Origin of the sequence: Nocardioides sp. L-11A, assembly GCA_029961745.1 — a bacterium.
Lineage (GTDB): Bacteria > Actinomycetota > Actinomycetes > Propionibacteriales > Nocardioidaceae > Nocardioides.
Genome location: CP124680.1, coordinates 3,141,963 through 3,161,413 on the forward strand (window position 1 = coordinate 3,141,963; position 19,451 = coordinate 3,161,413).

The following is a 19,451-nucleotide window of genomic DNA, read 5'->3' on the forward strand; positions in this document are numbered from 1 at the left end:
CGAGCGCGGCCTAGGGTCGCCGTACCCGTCCACCTCGGAGGAACGATGCCCACGCCGAATCCCGACCTCGAGCTCCGCGTCGAGCGCAACACCAACGACGTCGTCGCGCTCTACGGCCTGCTGACCGAGCAGGGCCGCAGGATCGCCGTGATCGAAGACAAGATCACCGTGATCGAGAACAAGATCACCGTGATCGAAGACAAGATCACCGTGATCGAAGACAAGATCACCGTGATCGAAGACAAGATCACCGTGATCGAAGACAAGATCACCGTGATCGAAGACAAGATCACCGTGATCGAAGACAAGATCACCGTGATCGAAGACAAGGTCACCTCGATCGACAAGACCCTCGTCGAGCACGGCCGACAGCTCGCCGAGATCCTGAAGCGTCTGCCACCGGCGGCCTGACCGGGCCCAGCACGTGCTCGGCCCGCACCCAGCGACATTCAGCGCGGCAGGCCGAGGATCCGCTCGCCGGCGACATTGCGCAGGATCTGCGTCGTCCCGCCGGCGATGGAGAGGCAGCGGGTGTTGAGCTGCTCCCAGACGTCGGCGGTCAGCGGGTCGCCGGACTCCTTGGCGAGGGCGCCGAGCAGGGCGAGGTCATCCCCCTGGAGCCGGACCACGAGCTCGGAGGAGTCCTGACGACTGCGGACGCCGAGCAGCTTGGCGACGCTCGACTCGGCTCCGGGGCCGTGGCCGCCCAGGGCACGCAGCGTGGTGCGGACGCCGAGCAGCGCACAGACGGTGGCGAGGGCGACCTGGTGACCGACCGCGACCCGCTCGACCGGACCGAGGTCGCGGGTGGCGGCCAGCTCGACGGCCCGCTCGACGCTCTTGGTCAGCCGGGCGCTCGCCATCGCGACGCGCTCGTTGGCGAGCGTCGTGCGGGCCAGCCGCCAGCCGTCGCCCGGCTCGGCGACGACGCACTCGTCGGGAACGAAGACGTCGTCGAGGAAGACCTCGTTGAACAGCGCCTCACCGGTGATCTCGCGCAGCGGGCGCACCTCGATGCCCGCGGAGCGCATGTCGACGAGGAAGTAGGTGATCCCCTTGTGCTGCGGCACGTCGGCGTCGGTGCGGGCCAGACAGATCCCCCAGTCGGCGCGCTCGGCCACCGACGTCCACACCTTCTGGCCGGTCAGCGACCAGCCGCCCTCGACCCGGACCGCGCGGGTGCGCAGTGAGGCGAGGTCGGACCCCGAACCCGGCTCGGAGAACAGCTGGCACCAGGTGAGCTCGCCCAGCAGCGAGGCCCGGACGTAGCGCTCGCGCTGGGCGTCGGTGCCGTGGCCGAGGATCGTCGGCACCGCCCAGCCGGCGATGACCAGGTCCGGACGGACCACGCCCGCACGACCCAACTCCTGGTCGATGACGATCTGCAGCGTCGGGTCCGCACCCAGGCCGTAGGGCGCCGGCCAGTGCGGGGTCAGGTAGCCGACGTCGACCAGGGCCGCGCGCTGCTCCGCCCGCGGCAGGGCGGCGATCCGCTCGGCGGTGGCCCGGGCCTCGGCGCGGACCGCGGCGTCGCGGCCCTCGAGGTCGACATCCACCCGGCGGCGTACGCCGGCCACGGCAGCGGCGGTCACCCGCTCGGCAGCGGCGTCGGCGGAGCCCACGAGTGCCCGCAGGGTCAACGCACGGCGGAGATAGAGATGGGCATCGTGCTCGTGGGTGAACCCGATCCCGCCGAGCACCTGGATGCACGACTTCGCGACCTCCACGGCGCCGTCGAAGCAGACGGCCTGCGCGACGTCGACGGCGAAGGCCCACTGATCCTGCTCGCTGTCCCCCGCATCCGGCGCCGGGGCGGCCGCGGCGGCGTCCCAGGCCGCGGCGGTCACCGCCTCCGCCGTCTCGAGCATCTGGGCGCACAAGTGCTTGATGGCCTGGAAGGCACCGATCCGCTGGCCGAACTGCTCGCGGACCTTGGCGTAGTCGACCGCGGTCTCCAGGCACCAGCGGGTGACGCCCGCGGCCTCGGCAGCAGCGAGGGTGACCGCGAGCCGGTGGCGGCGCTCGTCGGGCGCACCCACGGCGGCGCCGACGATCCGGGCATGCCGGGCGCTGAGATCGATGCCCTGCTCCGGGACGACCTCCACACCCTCCCCGGCGTCGAGGAGCAGCAGCTCGCGGGCCGCGCCGCCGTCCCAGACCGCACCGGCGGGATGCACCTGCACGCCGTACCGGCCCGGACGGCCGGTCAGCAGCGAGCCGACCGCGGCACCGAGGAGCCCCCCGGGCACGAGTTCGTGGGCGCAGGCCTCGAGCGCGACCGCCTGGTCGAGCACGGTGCCCCCGCCGCCCCCTCCGGACTCGGCGACCGCGATCGCGGCGACGCCCATCTCCTCGGCGGCCGACCAGGTCGCCGCGAAGTCCGCGGCGGTCTCGCCCTCGGCGGTCCGCACGGCCGCGAGCGGGGACAGGCTCGCGGCCCACTTGCGCAGGCTGTTGGCGAGCTCGACCTGCTCGTCGGTGATGCCGATCGACATTGATGCTCTCCCGCCGTACGAAAACTAGAACGCGTTCTAACTCTACTAGAGTGACGGGGTGCCCGACACCGCCCCGGACCAGATGCCGTCCGACCTGCTGGATCTCGCCCGTGCCGCGAAGGGCTTCATGCCCGGCGACGAGGGCGATCTGCTCTTCCGGATCGCGCTCGAGCGGCTGCCCCACGGGCCGGGCCTCGAGATCGGCACCTACTGCGGCAAGTCCGGCATCTACCTCGGTGCGGCCGCGCAGCGGGTGTCCCGAGCGACCGGTGCCACCGCTGTGGTCTTCACCGTCGACCACCACCGCGGCTCCGAGGAGAACCAGGCCGGATGGGAGCACCACGACGCCAGCGTCGTGGACCCCGAGTTCGGCCTCATGGACACGCTGGGGCAGTTTCGCAAGAACATCGCGCGGGCTGGGCTGGAGGACCACGTGATCGCGGTCGTCGGCCAGTCCAGGACCGTCGCCGCCCACTGGCGCACGCCGCTCTCCCTGCTCTTCATCGACGGCGGCCACGGCGAGCAGCCTGCCCGCGACGACTTCGCGGGCTGGGCGCATTGGGTCGACACCGGCGGCTACCTCGCCGTCCACGACGTCTTCCCCGACCCCGCGGACGGTGGGCGGCCGCCGTACGAGCTGATCTACCTGCCCGCGCTGGCCAGCGGCGCGTTCAGCGAGGTCGCCGTCCAGGGCTCCCTGCGCGTCCTGCAGCGCACCCAGGGTTCAGCGGGCGACCCGCTCTGAGGCGCACTCGCACTCCAGCGCGATCTCCTCGAAATGGGGGGCGAGCGAGGTGCCGCGCATGATCCCGGACCCCGGGGTCGCATGGCCGTAGGTCTCCCCCAGGGCGTCGACGGCGAGGAGCACAGCCGCCGCCGTGTACGTCGTGTGCTCGTGCGGCCAGTGCACGTCGCGCGGCTCGTCGTCGGGGGCGGGACGCGCGGGGTCGGCGTAGACCCAACCGGTCCAGTAGCGCCCGTCGGACTCGCGCAGGTGCTGCATGTCGGCGACCAGGCGCAGGGCGCGGCGGCGCGACGCGGAGTCGCCGATGACATCGAGGGCCATCGCCAGCTCGCAGGTCTCGGCACCGGTGACCCAGGGATTGGTGTCGACGCAGTGGATGCCGAGCCCCGGGACCACGAAGTCGTCCCAGCGCCGCTCCAGCAGGGCGAGCGCCGCCTCGCCGCGGACCGGGCCCCCGAGGACCGGGTAGTACCAGTCCATGGAGTACGTCGACTTGTCCGCGAACCTGTCCGCGTGGGTGCGCACCGCGTGGCCGAGCCGGCCGCCCGCCAGCTCCCACTCGGGCTGGGGGTCGTCCATCAGGTCGGCGAGGGCGACGCCGGCGCGCAGCGAGTGGTAGATGCTGGAGTTGCCGGTGAGCAGGCAGAAGTCATCGACCGGCGTCCAGCGGATGCCGCCGAAGGGCTGCTGCAGCGAGACGACGAAGTCGAGACCGGCCCGGACCGAGGGCCAGTAGCGCTCGACGAAGCGGATGTCGCGGCGTACCAGCCAGTGGTGCCACAGGCCCACCGCGAAGTACGCCGACATGTTGACCTCGCCGCGCTCGTCCGCCGGCTCGCCACCGACGATCTTCATCGGCCACGAGCCGTCGGCGCGCTGCATCGTCGGCACCCAGGCGTAGGCGCGCTCGGCGGCCTCGACCTGGCCGCCGACCAGCATCGCCATCGCAGCCTCGACGTGGTTCCAGATGTCGACGTGCTCACCCGTCGTCCACGGCACGGCGCCCCACGGCTCCTGCATCGCCGCGATGGCGGCCGCGGTGTCGGCGACCTCCTGGGCGGTGAGAACTCCGTCGACGTACGGCAGCCGCGAGAGGGCGACCTCGGGGACCGCCGTCATGCGTCGTCCGGCTTGCGGAAGTAGAGGACCATGGACTTGCCGATCATCGGGTCGAGGACCTTGCCGGCGAGCCGGAGCGCCGTGGGCTGCTTCATGATCTCCCAGACCAGGAGCTTGTGGTAGGCCTTCGCGAGCGGGTGGGTGTCGTTCTCGACGCCGACGGCGCACTTGATCCACCAGTACGGCGCGTGCAGGCCGTGGGTATAGCTCTTGCCCTCGAACAGCATCGCCTCGCCCGGCGTGCCGTCGTTGGAGCGACCGCCCTTGGTGATCTTGTCGACCAGCTCGTGGTCGGTGTAGATCCGGATGTGGCCGCCCGCGGCATGGTGATAGTCGGCCGAGAGTCGCCAGTTGATGACCTCGGGCAGCCACCGGGGCACGGTCACCGCGAGGGTGCCGCCCGGGCGCAGCACCCGGATCAGCTCCCGGATCGCGGCGACGTCGTCGTGGATGTGCTCGAGCACCTCGGAGCACACGACCCGGTCGAACTCGCCGTCGGCGAACGGGAGCGCGAGCGCATCGCCCTGCTTGACGTCGGCCTCCGCGCCCTCGGGCACCTCGCCGGCCTCCTTCATCGCGACGAACAGGTCGCGGACGCCCTCCAGCTCCTCGGCGTCGAGGTCGAAGGCGATCACGTCGGCGCCGCGGCGGTACATCTCGAAACTGTGCCGACCGGCACCAGCGCCCATGTCGAGGACGCGGTCGCCGGCCCGCAGGCCGAGACGGTCGAAGTCAACGGTCAGCATGTCCTCAGTTCCCCTTCTCCGCGGCCTCGGCGGCGTGGTCCGCGATGACCTTGTCGTACGCCGCGGCGACCTTGACGGCCACGGCCTTCCAGCTGAACTGCTCCTCGACCCGTCGGCGGCCGGCAGCACCCATCCGCGCGCGGCGCTCGGGGTCATCGAGCATCCGCTCCAGGGCGTGCAGCAGCTCACCGACGTCGCCGGGGGCGACCAGGTCGGCGCACTCGCCGTCCTCGCCGACCACCTCGGGGATCGCACCGGCGCGCGACACGATGAGCGGCGTCGCGCACGCCATCATCTCCGCGGTCGGCAGCGAGAAGCCCTCGTAGAGCGACGGGACGCAGGCGACCTCGGCCGAGCCCATCAGCTCGACCAGCTCGTCGTCGGTCAGCCCGTGGGCGAAGCGGACGGCGTCGCCGATGCCGAGCTTCTCGATCAGCTTCTCGGTGCGACCACCCGGCGCGGGGCGGGTCACCAGGACCAGCTCGACGTCGCGCTCGGTGCGCAACTTGGCGAACGCCTCGAGCAGCGTGGCGACGCCCTTCATCGGGGCATCCGCGCTGGCCATCGCCATGATCCGGCCCGGCACCCGCGGCTTGCTGGGCGGCACGAAGTTGTCGTCGACACCGAGCAGGATGACCTGCATCCTCGCCGGGTCGACGTCGAAGTCGCGGGCGATGTCGCGCTTGGACGCCTCCGACGGCGTGAGGATCCAGCGGGCCCGGCGTGCGACGTGCGCCTGCATCCGTAGGAAGCCGTACCAACGCCGCAGGGTGAACTTCCGCCAGGGGTTGCGGGTCTGCGCGAGATCGATCCTCCGGTCGAAGGTGATCGGGTGGTGGATCGTGGTCAGCATCGGGGCGCCGACGGCCGCCTCGACGTCGAGCATCCCGTGGCCCAGCACCTGGTTGTCGTGCACGACGTCGAAGTCACCGCGGCGCTGCGCGAGCACCTTGACGATCCGGCGCGCGAAGGTGCGCGGCTCGGGGAACCCCGCCAGGCACATGATCGCGAACTCCTGGACGTCGATCAGGTCGCGGAACTCGCGCAGCCTGGGCACCCGGAACGGATCCGGCTCGCGATAGAGGTCGAGGCTGGGGACCTTGGTCAGCGTGACGCCCTCGTCGAGCGCCGGATAGGGCTGGCCGGAGAACACCTCGACGGTGTGCCCCAGCCGGGTGAGCTCACGGCTCAGGTGGCGCAGGTAGACACCCTGCCCCCCGACGTGGGTCTTGCTGCGGTAGGAAAGCATCGCGATCCGCACAGGTACCTCTCCCCAAGCCTTGCTCCCGGGGAGCAGTCCGAAACGAAACGTAGTGGAACGTGTTCCAAATTATGCGCTACTTGCCGGTAGCCTATCCACTGGGTCCATATCGACCCGACTCTTCACAGCACCGCAGGGGGACCTCTCGTGACCATCGCGAACCCGTCCACGTCCGACGATCTCGGATCGGCCGCACAGCGGGAGCGCCGCAAGCGAATCCTCGACGCGACCTACGACCTCGCCAAGTCCGGCGGCTTCGACGCCGTCCAGATGCGCGCGGTCGCCGAGCGGGCCGACGTGGCCCTCGGCACGCTGTACCGCTACTTCCCCTCGAAGATCCACCTGCTGGTCTCGGCCCTCGGCCGCCAGTTCGACGAGGCCTCGGCCCGTCTCGGCGAGCGCGAGATCCCGGGCGACACGCAGGCCGAGCGGGTGCTGTACGTCCTCAAGCGGATGGCCCGCGGCATGCAGGGCGACCCCAAGCTGACCGAGGCGCTCACCCGCGCCTTCATGTTCGCCGACAGCAGCGTCACCAACGAGATCCACGTCGTCGGCATGGCGATGACCTCGATCGTGACCCACGCGATGCACGGCGGCGTCCCGGACGAGGGCGCGCTGACCGACCAGGACGTCGCCATCGCGCGCGTCATCGGCGACGTGTGGCTCTCCGCGCTGGTGGCCTGGGTGACCGGCCGCTCCACGGCGGCGGAGACCGCGGCGCACATGGAGACCGCGGTCGGCCTCATCCTGCGCGACTGACAAGACTCAGGCCCCGAACGCATGGGTGGAGGTGACGCCGCCGTCGACGGCGATCTCGGCGCCGTTGATGTACGACGACTCGTCGCTGGCCAGGAAGACGTAGACCGGCGCGATGTCCTCCGGCGTGCCGACCCGGCGCAGCGGCACCTTGCTGGCGCCGAACTCCATCGCGGCGTCGCCGCCGTGGACCCGGGTCATCGGGGTGTCGATCATCCCGGGATGCACCGAGTTGACCCGGATCCCCTTGGGGCCGAGCTCCATCGCCGCGCACTTGGTCATGCCGCGGATCGCCCACTTGGTGGCGGCATACGCCGTGCACGACGGCATGCCGGCCAGTCCCTCGACCGACGAGGCGTTGATGATCGAGCCGCCGCCGTTCTTGCGCATCGTTCGGGTCACCGCCTGCATCCCGAGGAAGCACCCGAGCTGGTTGACCCGCCACAGCAGCTCGACCTCCTCGGCGGGCATCCGCTCGATGTCGCCGAACCGCAGGATGCCGGCGTTGTTGGCGAGCACGTTCACCGCCCCGAAGCGGGCGTTCGCGTCGTCGACGACGCTCGCCCAGGAGGCTGCGTCGCCGACGTCGTGGTGCACGAAGTGAGCGGCGTCGCCCAGCTCGTCGGCCAGCGCCTGGCCCTGCTCCTTGGCGACGTCGGCGATGACGACGTGGGCCCCCTCGGAGACATAGGCCCGTGCGATCTCGGCGCCCTGGCCCATCGCGGCTCCGGTGACGATCGCGACCTTGCTGTCCAGACGTCCCATCACACACTCAGCCTCATGATCGAGTCGGCGGCGAAGCCGACGTGGGGGTCGCGGTCGGCGAAGAAGCCACCGAGCTGCTTGTCGAGGTCGTCGCCGGTCCACAGGTCTCCGGCGGCGTCGAAGCGCTGCTCCACGACAGGGGCGGCCACGAGGGCGACCATGCCGCCGTACACGACGAAGACCTGGCCGGTGATCCGCTCGGCGGCAGGCGAGGCGAGGTAGGCGACCAGCGGCGCGACGTGGTCGGCCGAGTACGGGTCGACCGCCTGGCCGGACCGGTCCTCGCCGAAGACCTCGGCCGTCATCGCGGTCCGGGCGCGGGGGCAGATCGCGTTGGCCCGCACGCCGATGCGGGACAACCCGCGGGCCGTCGACAGCGTGAGCGCGGCGATGCCGGCCTTGGCGGCGGCGTAGTTGGCCTGGCCCGGCGAGCCACCGAGGAACGCCTCGGAGGCGGTGTTGACGATGCTGCCGTAGACGGTGCCCGACTCGCTCTCCTTGGCCCTGCCGCGCCAGTAGGCCGCGGCATTGCGCGAGAGCAGGAAGTGGCCGCGCAGGTGGACCGCGATGACCGCGTCCCACTCGTCGTCGCCGAGGTTGAAGAGCATCCGGTCGCGGGTCATGCCCGCGTTGTTGACGACGATGTCGAGCCCACCGAGCTCGACCGCGGCCGCGACCATCGCGTCGGCCGTGGCCCGCTCGCTCACGTCGCCCGGTACGACGACCGCCTGGCCGCCGAGCGAGCGGATCTCCTCGACCGCGTCGTCCCCGGCTCCCGGCAGGTCGTTGACCACCACCCGGGCCCCGGCCCGGGCCAGCGCGACCGCCTCCGCGCGGCCCAGGCCGGCACCGGCGCCGGTGACGATCGCGACCTTGCCGTCGAGCGACGTCGTCGCCTCCATGCTCACTCCTCCACCAGCGTGATCGCGGCGCGCGGGCAGGCCGCGACGGCGCGCTTGACGTTCTCGAGGTTCTCGTCGGTCGTGTGCTCGGTGTGGAGCTGCAGGAAGTCGTCGTCGTCCAGCTCGAACACCTCGGGCGCCATCGCCTCGCACAGGCCGTTGGACTCGCACAGGTCGAAGTCGACCTTGATCTTCATGGACATGCTGCCTTTCACGTCATCTTCCGGTGGTCCCAGGACGCCACGCGGTCGGGATGGATGATCACGCCGACCCGCTTGGTCGCCTGCTTCTCGACCGTCTGCGCGCCGATCTCGCCGAGCGCCTCGAACGAGTCGACGCCGAACATCCGCACGGACACGGCCTTGCCGATCTCGAGGATCCGGTCGTGCTCGCGCACGATCTCGGCGCGGCCCTCGATGGAGACGCCGCGCAGCTCGAAGTAGTCGGTGCCGTCCTCGACCAGCGCGGTCACCCGCGGATCCCGCTCGAGGTTGAGGATCTTCTGGCTGCGGCCGTAGGTCCAGAACACGATCCGGCCGTCCTGGAGGTCGTAGAAGAGCGTGGTGAGATGCGGGAAGCCGTCGCGGCCATTGGCCGCGACCTGGACCTTGAGGTTCTCCTCGAGCAGGCCCTGCACCTCCTCCTCGGTCAGCTTGACCTGGTCGCGACCGGCGCTCATGCTCAGCTCCCTTCCGAGGAGTGTCCGGGGAACACGTGAGCGGTCGGGTCGATGACCACGGCCGCGTTGTTGACGGCGGTCGCGGCCTCGCCGAAGCCGACCGCGATCAGCCGGACCTTGCCGGCGTACTCGGTGATGTCGCCCGCGGCGAACACGCGCGGGAGCGTGGTCCGCATCGACGGGTCGACGACGATATGGCGGCGGTGGGTCTCCAGACCCCACTGCTGCAGCGGTCCGAGATCGGCGATGAAGCCGAGCGCGGCGACCACGGCCTGGGCGGGGAGCCGCTGCGACTCGCCGTCGACGCTCAGCTCGACCTCGGCGAGCGGACCCGCGCTCCCGCCGTCGGCGTCGCGGAGCGCGGCGACCTCGGCCTTGGTGACGATCCTGACCGAGGACGCCTGGACCTGCTCGACGGTGCGCTGGTGCGCCCGGAAGGCGTCGCGCCGGTGCACGAGCGTCACCGAGCGGGCGACCGGCTCCAGGTGCACGGCCCAATCGAAGGCGCTGTCGCCGCCGCCGACGATGACCACGTCCTGGTCGCGGTAGGGCTCGAAGCCGGGGACGAAGAACTCCACGCCACGCCCGACCCAACCCTCCGCCGCGGGCAGCGGGCGCGGACTGAACTTGCCGATGCCCGCGGTGATGACCAGCGCCTTGGCGCGCACGTCGATGCCGTCGTCGAGGCGCAGGGTGAGACCGTCGTCGTCGACGGCGAGGTCGGTGGCGGTGCGGCCGAGCAGCTGCTCGGGCTTGGCGCTGAGCGCCTGGGCGGCGAGGCCCTCGACCAGATCCCTGCCCTTGACGCTCGGGAAGCCGGCGACGTCGAGGATCGCCTTCTCGGGGTACATGGCGGTGATCTGGCCGCCGAGCTCGGGCAGCGAGTCGATCAGTGCTACCCGCATCCCGCGGAATCCTGCATAGTAGGTGGCGAACAGACCGGTCGGGCCCGCGCCCACCACGGCCAGATCGCAGTCGACGATGCTCTCTCCTGGGGTGGCCACGACGGAACTGTAACGTGTTCTAGCTAGTCGTGTCTCGCACGTCGCCGTCGTAGCGAGCGGCGTTTCCGGCCGATCTGGCAAGGCGGCGGAGCGACGGCATGCTGGATCGCACGTCGAGCGACGCCAACGCGGCCAGATCGAGTCGGAAACGTCGCGTAGCAGGCGGGGGCGTGGGAGACACGACTACTCGGTCTTGTCTTGCTCTGTCGGGTCCTGGCTCGGCGCGTCCCCGCCCGGCGCCTCGGGAGCGGGCGTGGCCGACGGGTCGTCGGTGTCGAGCCGGTCGACGAGCCACCCGTGGTCGGTGTTGACCATCGTGACGAGCACCCGGTACGGCGTCACCACCGTCTCCGGCTTGCCGTCACGCTCGCGCTGGACCACCTGGTTGAGGAACACCAGCGCCTCGAGCCGGGTGCGGTTGGCGCGCACGACCCCTTGCGCGACGACGCTGGCCTGGACGACGAGCTTCTGGGCGATGCCCTGCTCCTTCACGTCGCCGATCGTCTTGAGGTAGTCCTGCTCGTAGCGGTCCGTGGTGAGCTCGACGGCGCGGGCGACCTCCTCGTCGTACTTCCCGTAGTCGACAGAGACCAGCTCCTGGGCCGCCTTCGCGGCGGCCTCGACGCCGTCGCGCCACTGGAGTGCGGGGATCACCACCGGCCGTCCCTTCGGGACGCTCAGGCCGCTGGCGTCGCTGACCCGCGTGGACGGCTCGTCGTCGTCGCCGAAGCGGTCGACCAGCAGCAGCGCGAACTCGGCGACCAAGGCCAAGGTGACCAGGGCGAGCACCGCGATCAGCACCCGGGTGGTGCGCGGGCGGGCCAGCAGCCCGGCAGCGCGATCGTCCGGATCCGCCGGCGGTTCCACGGACAGCTCGACCGGCACATCGACCGGCACATCGACCGGCGCATCGATCGGGTCGTCCGTCACGTCGCCGGTCTCCGACGAGGTCGCGCGGGTGGTGTCCGGGCGGCCCGCGATCCGGCGCGGCCGGGGCGTCTGGCCGCGCGAGCTGGCGGGCTTGCGGGGGGTGGGGCGACTCATCTCTTCCTCATCCTGCGCAGCATCAGCCCAGCGCGACGTACTGGAGGTCCTTGGTCAGCCAGCGACCGTCCTCCAGCACCAGCTCGAGCTGGATCCGGTAGTTGCGGGCCTCGGGCTGGAAGTCCGTCGTCTTGTTCCGGACCGTGCCGCTGGTCGCGACGATGGCGGTCGCGGTGTCCTCGTCGCCGGCGACCAGCCCGGCCCAGACCACCTCGGCGACCATGTCGGACTGGGCCTCGGCCGCGAGCTTCTCAAGGTCCTTCGCGCCTTGGGAGTACTGGGAGAGGAAGGTGCCGGTGGCCATCGACTTGACCGCCTCGATGGTGCTCTTCGGCTCCTGGTAGTCGAAGTTCACGAAGGCGGTGACCATCTTCGTCGCGGCGTCGAGCTGGGCGGCCGTGCGCTCCTGCTCGGTGTCGTTCGCGAGCCGGACCGCCTCGATCGTGCCCCGGCCGACGTCCCGGCCGGCGCCCGGCACCACGTCGGTGCCGTTGACCTCGTTGTCGGAGGTGCTCACGTGGAGGTAGAGGAGGAGCAGTGCGACGCAGCCGCACACCACCGTGGCGGCGTACAGGGCGACATTGAGGCGGACCCGGCTCCGCTCGTCGCTCACCTGCTCGCCACCGGACCCACCAACAGCCACTTCCACGCATCCCCTCCCAGGACGGACAGGTCCTCCGGCTGCCGCAGCTCGACCGGGTTCCCCGCGGTGTCGACCAGCCCCGGCACCTGGCCGGTGGACGGATCGTAGGTGCCACTGTAGACGCGACCGGGCGAGGCCCGGTTCTTCCGGTTGCCCGGCGCGTACTTGCTGCCGCGCATGACGTACGGCGGCCCCGCCGTGCAGTTGACGTCCGCCGGCTTGGCGTCGGTCAGGTCCTGCGTGGAGCGCCACTCCGACGGCGGAACGTAGCCCTGGGTGCAGGGCGGGACGCTGTAGTCGAACTGGAGGTTGACATGTCCCCAGCCGTCGGAGGTGCTGCCGGTCGGCCCGCCCGCGATCAGCGCCGGGTAGGTGACGAGCAGCTGCTCGATGCCGTCGAGCTCGCTGAGCAGCACCTGGTCGACGGTGATCAGGTCGCTGAGCAGCACCGGGATCGTCGGCTCCAGCTCCTGGAGCAGCTTGGTCACCGCCCGGGCGGCACCGGGAGTCACACTGAGCACGGTGCGCAGGTCGCCGTCGCTGCCGCGCAGCGCGGTGGTGATCGTGTTGAGATCGGCCGCGAAGCGACGGATGTTCTCCTTCTGTCCCTGCTGGGTCTTCAGGACCGCGAGACCGCTGTCGAGCAGCCGGATGGTCTCCTCGGTGTGCGCACCGGCCTCGGCGATGAACGCCGAGCCGCCGTCGAGGAGGCGCTGCAGGTCGGCGCCGGTGTCGGTGAACATCAGCCCGAGCTCCTCGACGACCTTCGCCAGGCTCTCCTTGTCGACCGAGCCGACGAACCGGTTGAGATCCACGAGCAGGTCGCCCTCGTCGACCGGTAGCGAACGCTCGTCGCCGACGAAGGTCGAGCCATCCTTCGCATAGGGACCCGCGACATCGGCGGGCTGGAAGTCGAGGTACTGCTCACCGACGGCCGAGAGGTTGTGGACGTAGAGCCGCGAGTCCAGCGGCAGCCGGGTCCTCTCCTCGAGATCGAGGGTCAGGTCGACGCCGTCGTCGGTCGTGTCCATCTTCGAGACCCGGCCGATCTTGACCCCGCGATAGGTCACCTCGCTGCCCTCGAAGAGCCCCCCGGAACCGGGCAGGCTCGCCGTCACGGTGATGCCGCGGCCGGTGATCCGGTCGACGACGCCGAGATAGGTCGCGCCGACGTAGATGATGCCGATGGCGCTCAGCGCCACGAACGCCATCAGCCGGATCCGCACTCCCCTGCTCATGACAGCACGCCTCCGCCCAGCAGGTCGGTGGTCGAGGTCCGGTGTGCCGACGGTCGCGCTCCGGTCAGGCCCTTGAGCAGGCCGCCGAGCGGCCCGTTCGGGCCGAGCAGCCCGTTGGAGCCGCCGAGCAGGCCACCGAGGTCGAGGTTCGGCAGGGAGGTGAGCAGCTTGCAGACCGGGCTGTTCTTGATGGCCGGGTCCTGACACTTGGTCTGCAGGTCGGCGAGCAGGTTGACGTCGCTGAGCACCTTCAGGCAGGCGGCGCTGGTCAGGCTGCCGCTCTTGAGGCACTTGCCCACCTGATCGAGGACCTCGCCGAGATCGGGCAGCTGGATCTCGGGAAGGCCCAGCGTCTTGTACAGGTTCGCGAAGTCGAGGTCGGCCCGGATGATCGTGTCGGCGTAGTCGCCCTGCACGATGTTGTTGGCCGCCTGCGGGAACGGGAAGCTGACCAGCAGGTTGAGCCCGGGCGCGAGCTGTTCGTCGGCCTCGGTCAGCCGGCGCAGGATCGGGCTGAGGTCCTCCAGGATCCGGAGCACGTCCTCCTTGCTCGCGTTGATCACCCGGGTGCCGACCTTGCCGAGCTGGTCGAGGGAGCCGAGCATCTGGATCAGCTCGTCGTGCTGCGCAGCGAGCACCTCGACGGCGGGACCGACGGCGTCGAGCGCGTCGCCGATCGTCTTCTTCTCCGCATTGAGCGTCGAGGTCAGGTTGTTGAGCGACTCCAGCGCCTGGATGATGTCGAGCTTCTGCTGGTCGATGGTCCCGACCACCGAGTCCAGTGACGAGAGCAGGTTGCGCAGCCGGTCCTCACGCCCGGACATGACCAGGTTCGCCTCCCGGGTGATGGTGCCGAGCTGGGCCACGCCGCCACCGCTGAGCAGGAAGGACAGCGCGCCGAGGACCTCCTCGACCTCGGGGTTGCGGCCGGTCTTGGCCAGGGCGATCTCGTCACCCTCCCCCAGCCTCCCGGTCGGCGTCTCCTGCTCGGGCGCCTCGAGGGCGACGTACTTCTCCCCGAGCAGGGAGACCTGGCGGATGTCGGCGATCGCGTTGTCGGGCAGCTTGACGTCATCGCGCAGCCGCAGGGTCACCTTCGCGTTCCACCCGGCCCGCTCGACCTCGGTCACCTCGCCGATCACCACGTCGTCGACCATGACCGGCGAGCGGGGGACGACGTTGAGGACGTCGCGGAAGTAGGCCGTCACCTCGAACGCCTCGTCGGCGTCGACGGGGTGCCCGGGCAGCGGCAGGTCGTAGGCGCCGTCGAAGCTGCTACAGCCGGCGAGCAGGGTGGTGCCGAGCAGGAGGGCGACGACGCCGCGCCACGACCTGCGCCGGACGGTCCGGGAGCCGGTCACGAGGCACCTCCGAGCAGGGTCAGGACCGAGGCGTCCTCGCCGGTGGAGTAGGAGACGTCCGACACGTCGGGCACCTGGACGCCGTCCTTCGTGGCGGCCTGCCGGGGCAGATAGCTCTTGAACTCGGGCGGCAGCCAGGGCAGCTTGGTCAGGATCGGCTCGATCAGCTTCTCGATCAGGTCGCAGGCGGTGTCCTTGAGCGCCGCCGGCATCGCCGGGTGCTGCTGGATGAACGCACAGACCACGCCGTCGACGTCCCAGACCAGTCCGCCGATGGCCATCCGGGAGTTCTGGCTGCCACTGACGTGGTCGAAGCCCATGGCGAGGTTGCCCATCGCGACCGGCGCGACCTTCACCGCGGTCTCGATGTTCTCCTTCTCGGAGGCGATGGTGCTCATCACCTCGGTGAGCTTGCGGACGTCGGCGACGAAGGCGTCCCGGTTGTCGCGGACGAAGCCCTTCACGCTGCCGACCGCCTTGGCGACGGCAGCCACGGCCCGCTGCAGCTCGTCGCTCTCCTCGGCGAGCATGGCCGAGACGCCGGTGAGGTCCTGCATGAAGGCCCGGACCAGCGAGTCGTTCTCGGCGAGGGTCGTGGTGAACCGCGCCAGCTGGGTGACGGACTCGAAGAGCGGACCGGCGCCGTCGCCGAAGGTCTGTGCCGCGTCGGCGAGGTCGCGGATCATCTGGTTGCCCTTGGCGCCCTGGCCCGCGAACGCCTTGGTGCCGGCCTCGAGCAGATGGTCGAGGGTGCCGTCGGCGTTGACGCCGTTGGGGCCCAGGGCACGGGTGAGTGCCTGGAGGCTGCCGTAGATGCGGTCCAGCTCGACCGGCACCGCCGTCTTCGGCAGCGCGATGTCGGCACCGCTGGCCATCACGTCGCCACCCTGGTAGACGGGCGTGAGCTGGACGTAGCGATCCGCGACCAGGGTCGGGGTCACGATCACGGCCTGCGCCTCGGCGGGCACCCGGTACGACGCGTCGTACTCCATCTCGACCCGCACCGAGTTGCCTTCGGGCGTCACCGCGGTCACCTTGCCGACATTGACGCCGAGGATCCGCACGTCGGTGCCCTCGTAGACGCTGACCGCGCGTGGGAAGTGCGCGGTGACGGTCTTCATCTCCGCCGGCGAGCGGACCAGGTTGACCGCGACGGCGAGCAGCAGGGCCACGCCGACGGCGGCGAGGAGGCGGCGGTCGATGCGCCGGAGCACGGTGGTCACCATCGCCCTCACCCGTCGAACCCGGGGACGAACTCACCGGTGGGCAGGGCCAGCAGGTTCGCGGCGTACGCGTCGAACCACGGCCCCGTGCCGATGATGTTGCTGAGGATGGACACATAGGGGCCGAGCGCGGCGAGGGTAGCCTTGAGCTTGTCCTTCTTCGACACCAGGAACGAGACGAGCCCGTCGACCTCCTGGAGCGCCGGACCGATCTGCTCCTGGTTGTCCTCGACCACGCCGCGCAGCTCCTGGGCGAGGGCGCGGGCGTTGACCAGCAGCGCGTGGACCGCGTCCTTGCGCTTCGTCAGCTCCTGGAAGACCAGGTCGCTGTTCTTCATCAGCTCCACGATGTCCTCGCTGCGGTCGGCGAGGACCTGGGTGACCTCCTTCGAGCTCTCGAAGAGGGTCTGGATCTCGGCGTCGCGCGACGCGATGCTCCGTGAGAGCCGGGAGATGCCGTCGAAGGACGCCTGGATCTCGGGCGCGGACTCGTCGAGCGTGTCGGCCACGGTGTCGAGGGCCTGCGCGAGCTGGTCGGTGTCGATCTCCTCGGTCGTCGTGGTCAGGTCACCGAACACGCCGACGATGTCGTACGCCGCCTGGGTGCGCTCGACCGGGATGGTCCCGCCCGCCGCCAGCTGGCCCTTGCCGGCCGGCTGGAGGTCGAGGAACTTCTCACCGAGCAGGTTGAGCACCTCGATCGACGCGCTGCTCTCCTTGCCGAAGTCGACGTCGCCGTCGACCTCGAAGCGCACCTTCACCCGGTCTCCGGCGAGGGCGATGGCCGTGACCCGGCCGACCCGGATGCCGCCGACCTGGACGATATTGCCCTTCCGGATGCCGCTGGCGTCGCTGAACTCGGCGTAGTAGCTGGTGCCGCGGAAGCCGGGAAACTTGCCGAGGTTGAAGGTGGCGGCCGAGACGAGCGCCATGAGCACGAGGGTGATCACGCCCAGTCGCAGGATGCGGGCGTCACGGGCCTTGGTCGCGGGATGGGTCATCGGGGTCCCCGCGACGTTGTTCGGAGGAGCGAAGCGGGGGAGAAGAACGTCGTGGGGTGATTCATCGGTCCTGACACCTCGGGGCCGTGGACTTGAAGGAGAAGTCGGTGATGAACTTCTGGATCTCCTTGATGATCGGCAGGTCGCCGATCAGCGGGAGCCGGATGCTCGCCGAGACGCCGCAGACGTAGTACTGGTACCAGGAGCCGTAGGTGCCGGTCCGGGTCTGGTCGGTCATCGTCTCCGGCATCCGGTCGAGCAGCTCGGCGAGGTTGGCCCGGTTCTCCTTCTGGTTGAGCAGCTTGGAGAGCTCGCGGAGGGCGGCGATGTCCTCCTTGAGCAGCGGCCGGCCCCGGCGGAGCAGGTCGGCGACCGCCACGGTGAGCTCGGAGATGTTGTCGAGGGAGGATCCGATCGTGTCGCGGTCCTTCGCGAGATCGGTCATCCAATCCTTGAGCTCCACGATCAGCGTGCTCAGCTGCTCGTGGCGGTCGTCGACGGTCTTAAGGGTCTGGGTGAGGTTCGTGACGACCTCCCCGATCAGCTGGTCACGGTCGGCCAGGGTCGTGGTGAGCGACGCGGTGTGGTCGAGGAGGCTGCGCACCGTGCCGCCCTCGCCCTGGAGCACCTGGACGAGGTTCATGCTCAGCTCGTTGACCTGGTCGGGGGTGAGCGCGGCGAACAACGGCTTGAAGCCGTCGAAGAGGACGGTCAGATCGAGCGCAGGCTCGGTGTTGCCGACCGGGATCGTGGCACCGTCGACGAGCGGGTCCGCCGCGTCGGCGCCGGTCCCCTGCTCGAGGCTCATGTAGCGGTCGCCGACGAGGTTGAGGAAGCGGATGTTGGCCCGGGAGGCGGTCGTCAGCGTCACCCCGGCGTCGACCTTGAAGCTCACCTTGGCCATCGAGCGCCGGTAGTGCTCGACCTTCTTGACCTCGCCGACGTTGACGCCGGCGACCCGTACGTCGTCGCCCTTCTCCAGCATCGTCGCGTTGGTGAAGATCGCCTGGTACTCGTTGCGCTCGCCGAAGCCGATATTGCCCATGATCACCGCGAGCAGGCCGGTCACGAACACCGAGACCACCGTGAACACGCCGAGCTTGACCGCCGCGGCGACGGTGACCGCGTTGCGCTGGTTGCGGCCGCTCATCCGGCGGCCCTCCCCTCGCGCACGACGGGGCCGTAGAGGAGCGAGCCGAGGGCGCCGTACGCCGCCGGGTCGTCGGCACCGCTCTCACCGGCCAGCATCGCGTTGACCACCCGCTGCTCGGCCGCGCTGCCGGCGTACCCGCTGTCGATGGAGGCCGGCCGGCCGAGCAGGCCCTGCAGGGGAAGCGGCGAGAAGCCGCCCTTCTCGTCGATGTCGGACCCCTGGTCGAGCGGGTTCGGGGTGCCGGGCACGGTGAAGTTCGGCAGGCCGGCGCACCAGGGGCCGTGGCCGACCTCGCCGTACTGGGGCAGGTCGCGCTCGTCATAGGGCCGGAACTGAGGCTGGAAGAACTCGATGTACTGCTTGACCACGTTGCCCTCGAAGGTCTTGGACAGGATCGGCGCGTAGTTGGCCGCGCCGCGGATCAGGCACGGGAACTCCGGGGAGTACTCGGCGAGCAGGTCGATGACGGGAGCGGTGACCTGCCCCATCCGGATCAGGTTCTGCTCGTTGTCGCCCAGGAATCGCGTGGCGGTGTCGGACAGGCCGGTGAGGTCGGAGAAGAAGACGTCGAGCTCCTGGGCCTTCTCCGTCACCGTCTTGCTGGTGACCGTGACGTTGTCGAGCACGTCGAGCAGGTCGGGGGCGGCGAGGTCGTAGGCGTCGGCGACGTCGGCGAGGGCGATCAGGTCCTTGCGCAGCGTCGGCAGGTGATCGCTGATCGCGCCGATGTAGTCGCCGAGTTGGTCCATCGTCGCGCCGAGCTGCTCGCCCCGGCCCTCCAGCGCCGTGGCGAGGGCGTGCAGGGTGGCGTTGAGGTCGGCGGGCCGGACCGCGCGCAGCAGCGGGAAGAGGTCGGCCAGTACCTGGCTCAGCTCGACGTTCGTCTCGACCCGGTCGGACGGGATCACGTCGCCGTCCTCGATCTGGCCGGACGGGGCCTCGGGACGCACGAGGGCGACGAACTTCTGGCCGAACAGGGTGGTCGGCAGGATCCGGACGCCGACATTGGCCGGGATCCGCTCGGCCTGGTCGGGCTCCAGGGCGAGGGTGATCTCCGCCTCCTCACCGTCCTGGTCGATCTTGTCGACCCGACCGACGAGCACGCCATGGATCCGGACGTCGCCGAACTTGGCCAGCTGGAGGCCCGCGCGGTCGGCCTTGACCGTGACCGTCGTGACGTTGTCGAAGGTCTTGTTGTAGATGGCGATCGAGAGCCAGATGAGCACCGCGATCACGGTGAGGAAGACGACGCCGGCCACGAGGAGGCGGTTGTGCTCCCGGGGGCTGTCGTGATGGATGTTCACCAGCATCGGCGG

At 70.2% G+C, this 19,451-nt stretch carries 20 protein-coding genes; 3 read left to right on the plus strand and 17 right to left on the minus strand.

The genetic code is table 11. The features are described 5' to 3' along the window. Window positions 1-45: 45 nt before the first annotated feature. Window positions 46-411 (plus strand): hypothetical protein, encoded by a 366-nt coding sequence (locus QJ852_15080; GenBank protein WGX94475.1) that lies wholly within the window; start codon window positions 46-48, stop codon window positions 409-411. 38 nt (window positions 412-449) lie between these two features. Here QJ852_15080 and QJ852_15085 read toward each other — a convergent pair whose 3' ends face one another. Beyond that, the gene (locus tag QJ852_15085; protein WGX94476.1) at window positions 450-2,495 is read right to left on the minus strand and encodes an acyl-CoA dehydrogenase family protein; all 2,046 of its coding nucleotides are present in this window, start codon (window positions 2,493-2,495) and stop codon (window positions 450-452) included. Between the two features lie 58 nt (window positions 2,496-2,553). On the opposite strand from QJ852_15085, the gene QJ852_15090 reads away from it, so the two are divergent. Further along, entirely contained in the window at window positions 2,554-3,240 is a 687-nt protein-coding gene (locus QJ852_15090; protein ID WGX94477.1) for a class I SAM-dependent methyltransferase, read from the plus strand. Here the strand turns inward: QJ852_15090 and QJ852_15095 are convergent. Genes QJ852_15095 through QJ852_15105 form a run of 3 tightly spaced genes read right to left on the minus strand, consistent with a single transcriptional unit; the run spans window position 3,220 to window position 6,354 of the window. Further along, window positions 3,220-4,359, minus strand: a complete 1,140-nt coding sequence (locus tag QJ852_15095) for a prenyltransferase (protein WGX94478.1) — start codon at window positions 4,357-4,359, stop codon at window positions 3,220-3,222. The genes QJ852_15090 and QJ852_15095 overlap by 21 nt on opposite strands. Next, entirely contained in the window at window positions 4,356-5,105 is a 750-nt protein-coding gene (locus tag QJ852_15100; protein ID WGX94479.1) for a class I SAM-dependent methyltransferase, read from the minus strand. The genes QJ852_15095 and QJ852_15100 overlap by 4 nt, the downstream gene beginning before the upstream one ends. Before the next feature lie 4 nt (window positions 5,106-5,109). Further along, window positions 5,110-6,354, minus strand: a complete 1,245-nt coding sequence (locus QJ852_15105) for a glycosyltransferase family 4 protein (GenBank protein ID WGX94480.1) — start codon at window positions 6,352-6,354, stop codon at window positions 5,110-5,112. A gap of 159 nt (window positions 6,355-6,513) precedes the next feature. On the opposite strand from QJ852_15105, the gene QJ852_15110 reads away from it, so the two are divergent. Beyond that, entirely contained in the window at window positions 6,514-7,125 is a 612-nt protein-coding gene (locus QJ852_15110) for a TetR family transcriptional regulator (protein ID WGX94481.1), read from the plus strand. 6 nt (window positions 7,126-7,131) lie between these two features. Here QJ852_15110 and QJ852_15115 read toward each other — a convergent pair whose 3' ends face one another. The 13 genes from QJ852_15115 to QJ852_15175 form a co-directional block, all read right to left on the minus strand. Further along, window positions 7,132-7,887, minus strand: coding sequence for a glucose 1-dehydrogenase (locus tag QJ852_15115; GenBank protein WGX94482.1), 756 nt, complete (start codon window positions 7,885-7,887; stop codon window positions 7,132-7,134). Next, on the minus strand, window positions 7,887-8,789 hold the full coding sequence (locus QJ852_15120; GenBank protein WGX94483.1) for a 3-oxoacyl-ACP reductase: 903 nt from the start codon (window positions 8,787-8,789) through the stop codon (window positions 7,887-7,889). Before QJ852_15120 ends, QJ852_15115 begins: the two co-directional genes overlap by 1 nt. 2 nt (window positions 8,790-8,791) lie before the next feature. Continuing rightward, on the minus strand, window positions 8,792-8,986 hold the full coding sequence (locus QJ852_15125; protein ID WGX94484.1) for a ferredoxin: 195 nt from the start codon (window positions 8,984-8,986) through the stop codon (window positions 8,792-8,794). A 14-nt stretch (window positions 8,987-9,000) separates the two neighbouring features. Next, window positions 9,001-9,468: a pyridoxamine 5'-phosphate oxidase family protein gene (locus tag QJ852_15130; GenBank protein ID WGX94485.1), complete on the minus strand. Its 468-nt coding sequence runs from the start codon at window positions 9,466-9,468 to the stop codon at window positions 9,001-9,003. A gap of 2 nt (window positions 9,469-9,470) precedes the next feature. Beyond that, window positions 9,471-10,472: an NAD(P)/FAD-dependent oxidoreductase gene (locus QJ852_15135; protein ID WGX94486.1), complete on the minus strand. Its 1,002-nt coding sequence runs from the start codon at window positions 10,470-10,472 to the stop codon at window positions 9,471-9,473. A 183-nt stretch (window positions 10,473-10,655) separates the two neighbouring features. Then, window positions 10,656-11,516: a hypothetical protein gene (locus QJ852_15140; GenBank protein ID WGX94487.1), complete on the minus strand. Its 861-nt coding sequence runs from the start codon at window positions 11,514-11,516 to the stop codon at window positions 10,656-10,658. Between the two features lie 22 nt (window positions 11,517-11,538). Beyond that, complete coding sequence (locus QJ852_15145; GenBank protein WGX94488.1) at window positions 11,539-12,129, minus strand: hypothetical protein; 591 nt, start codon at window positions 12,127-12,129, stop codon at window positions 11,539-11,541. After that, window positions 12,126-13,397 carry an MlaD family protein gene (locus QJ852_15150; GenBank protein WGX94489.1) on the minus strand — a complete coding sequence of 424 codons (1,272 nt, stop codon included), beginning with the start codon at window positions 13,395-13,397 and terminating at the stop codon, window positions 12,126-12,128. Before QJ852_15150 ends, QJ852_15145 begins: the two co-directional genes overlap by 4 nt. Further along, window positions 13,394-14,758 (minus strand): MCE family protein, encoded by a 1,365-nt coding sequence (locus tag QJ852_15155; GenBank protein ID WGX94490.1) that lies wholly within the window; start codon window positions 14,756-14,758, stop codon window positions 13,394-13,396. Before QJ852_15155 ends, QJ852_15150 begins: the two co-directional genes overlap by 4 nt. Further along, window positions 14,755-15,984 (minus strand): MCE family protein, encoded by a 1,230-nt coding sequence (locus QJ852_15160; protein WGX94491.1) that lies wholly within the window; start codon window positions 15,982-15,984, stop codon window positions 14,755-14,757. Before QJ852_15160 ends, QJ852_15155 begins: the two co-directional genes overlap by 4 nt. Window positions 15,985-15,989: 5 nt before the next feature. Then, the gene (locus QJ852_15165; GenBank protein WGX94492.1) at window positions 15,990-16,982 is read right to left on the minus strand and encodes an MlaD family protein; all 993 of its coding nucleotides are present in this window, start codon (window positions 16,980-16,982) and stop codon (window positions 15,990-15,992) included. A gap of 61 nt (window positions 16,983-17,043) precedes the next feature. Further along, on the minus strand, window positions 17,044-18,132 hold the full coding sequence (locus QJ852_15170; GenBank protein ID WGX94493.1) for an MCE family protein: 1,089 nt from the start codon (window positions 18,130-18,132) through the stop codon (window positions 17,044-17,046). Beyond that, window positions 18,129-19,445 carry an MCE family protein gene (locus tag QJ852_15175; GenBank protein WGX94494.1) on the minus strand — a complete coding sequence of 439 codons (1,317 nt, stop codon included), beginning with the start codon at window positions 19,443-19,445 and terminating at the stop codon, window positions 18,129-18,131. Before QJ852_15175 ends, QJ852_15170 begins: the two co-directional genes overlap by 4 nt. Window positions 19,446-19,451: the final 6 nt, after the last annotated feature.

Coding starts and splice junctions, on each gene's coding strand:
- QJ852_15160 (WGX94491.1), bottom strand. CDS start 15,984: ATGGTGACCACCGTGCTCCGGCGCATCGACCGCCGCCTCCTCGCCGCC.
- QJ852_15150 (WGX94489.1), bottom strand. CDS start 13,397: ATGAGCAGGGGAGTGCGGATCCGGCTGATGGCGTTCGTGGCGCTGAGC.
- QJ852_15115 (WGX94482.1), bottom strand. CDS start 7,887: ATGGGACGTCTGGACAGCAAGGTCGCGATCGTCACCGGAGCCGCGATG.
- QJ852_15175 (WGX94494.1), bottom strand. CDS start 19,445: ATGCTGGTGAACATCCATCACGACAGCCCCCGGGAGCACAACCGCCTC.
- QJ852_15125 (WGX94484.1), bottom strand. CDS start 8,986: ATGAAGATCAAGGTCGACTTCGACCTGTGCGAGTCCAACGGCCTGTGC.
- QJ852_15120 (WGX94483.1), bottom strand. CDS start 8,789: ATGGAGGCGACGACGTCGCTCGACGGCAAGGTCGCGATCGTCACCGGC.
- QJ852_15085 (WGX94476.1), bottom strand. CDS start 2,495: ATGTCGATCGGCATCACCGACGAGCAGGTCGAGCTCGCCAACAGCCTG.
- QJ852_15100 (WGX94479.1), bottom strand. CDS start 5,105: ATGCTGACCGTTGACTTCGACCGTCTCGGCCTGCGGGCCGGCGACCGC.
- QJ852_15105 (WGX94480.1), bottom strand. CDS start 6,354: ATGCTTTCCTACCGCAGCAAGACCCACGTCGGGGGGCAGGGTGTCTAC.
- QJ852_15165 (WGX94492.1), bottom strand. CDS start 16,982: ATGACCCATCCCGCGACCAAGGCCCGTGACGCCCGCATCCTGCGACTG.
- QJ852_15130 (WGX94485.1), bottom strand. CDS start 9,468: ATGAGCGCCGGTCGCGACCAGGTCAAGCTGACCGAGGAGGAGGTGCAG.
- QJ852_15140 (WGX94487.1), bottom strand. CDS start 11,516: ATGAGTCGCCCCACCCCCCGCAAGCCCGCCAGCTCGCGCGGCCAGACG.
- QJ852_15170 (WGX94493.1), bottom strand. CDS start 18,132: ATGAGCGGCCGCAACCAGCGCAACGCGGTCACCGTCGCCGCGGCGGTC.
- QJ852_15080 (WGX94475.1), top strand. CDS start 46: ATGCCCACGCCGAATCCCGACCTCGAGCTCCGCGTCGAGCGCAACACC.
- QJ852_15095 (WGX94478.1), bottom strand. CDS start 4,359: ATGACGGCGGTCCCCGAGGTCGCCCTCTCGCGGCTGCCGTACGTCGAC.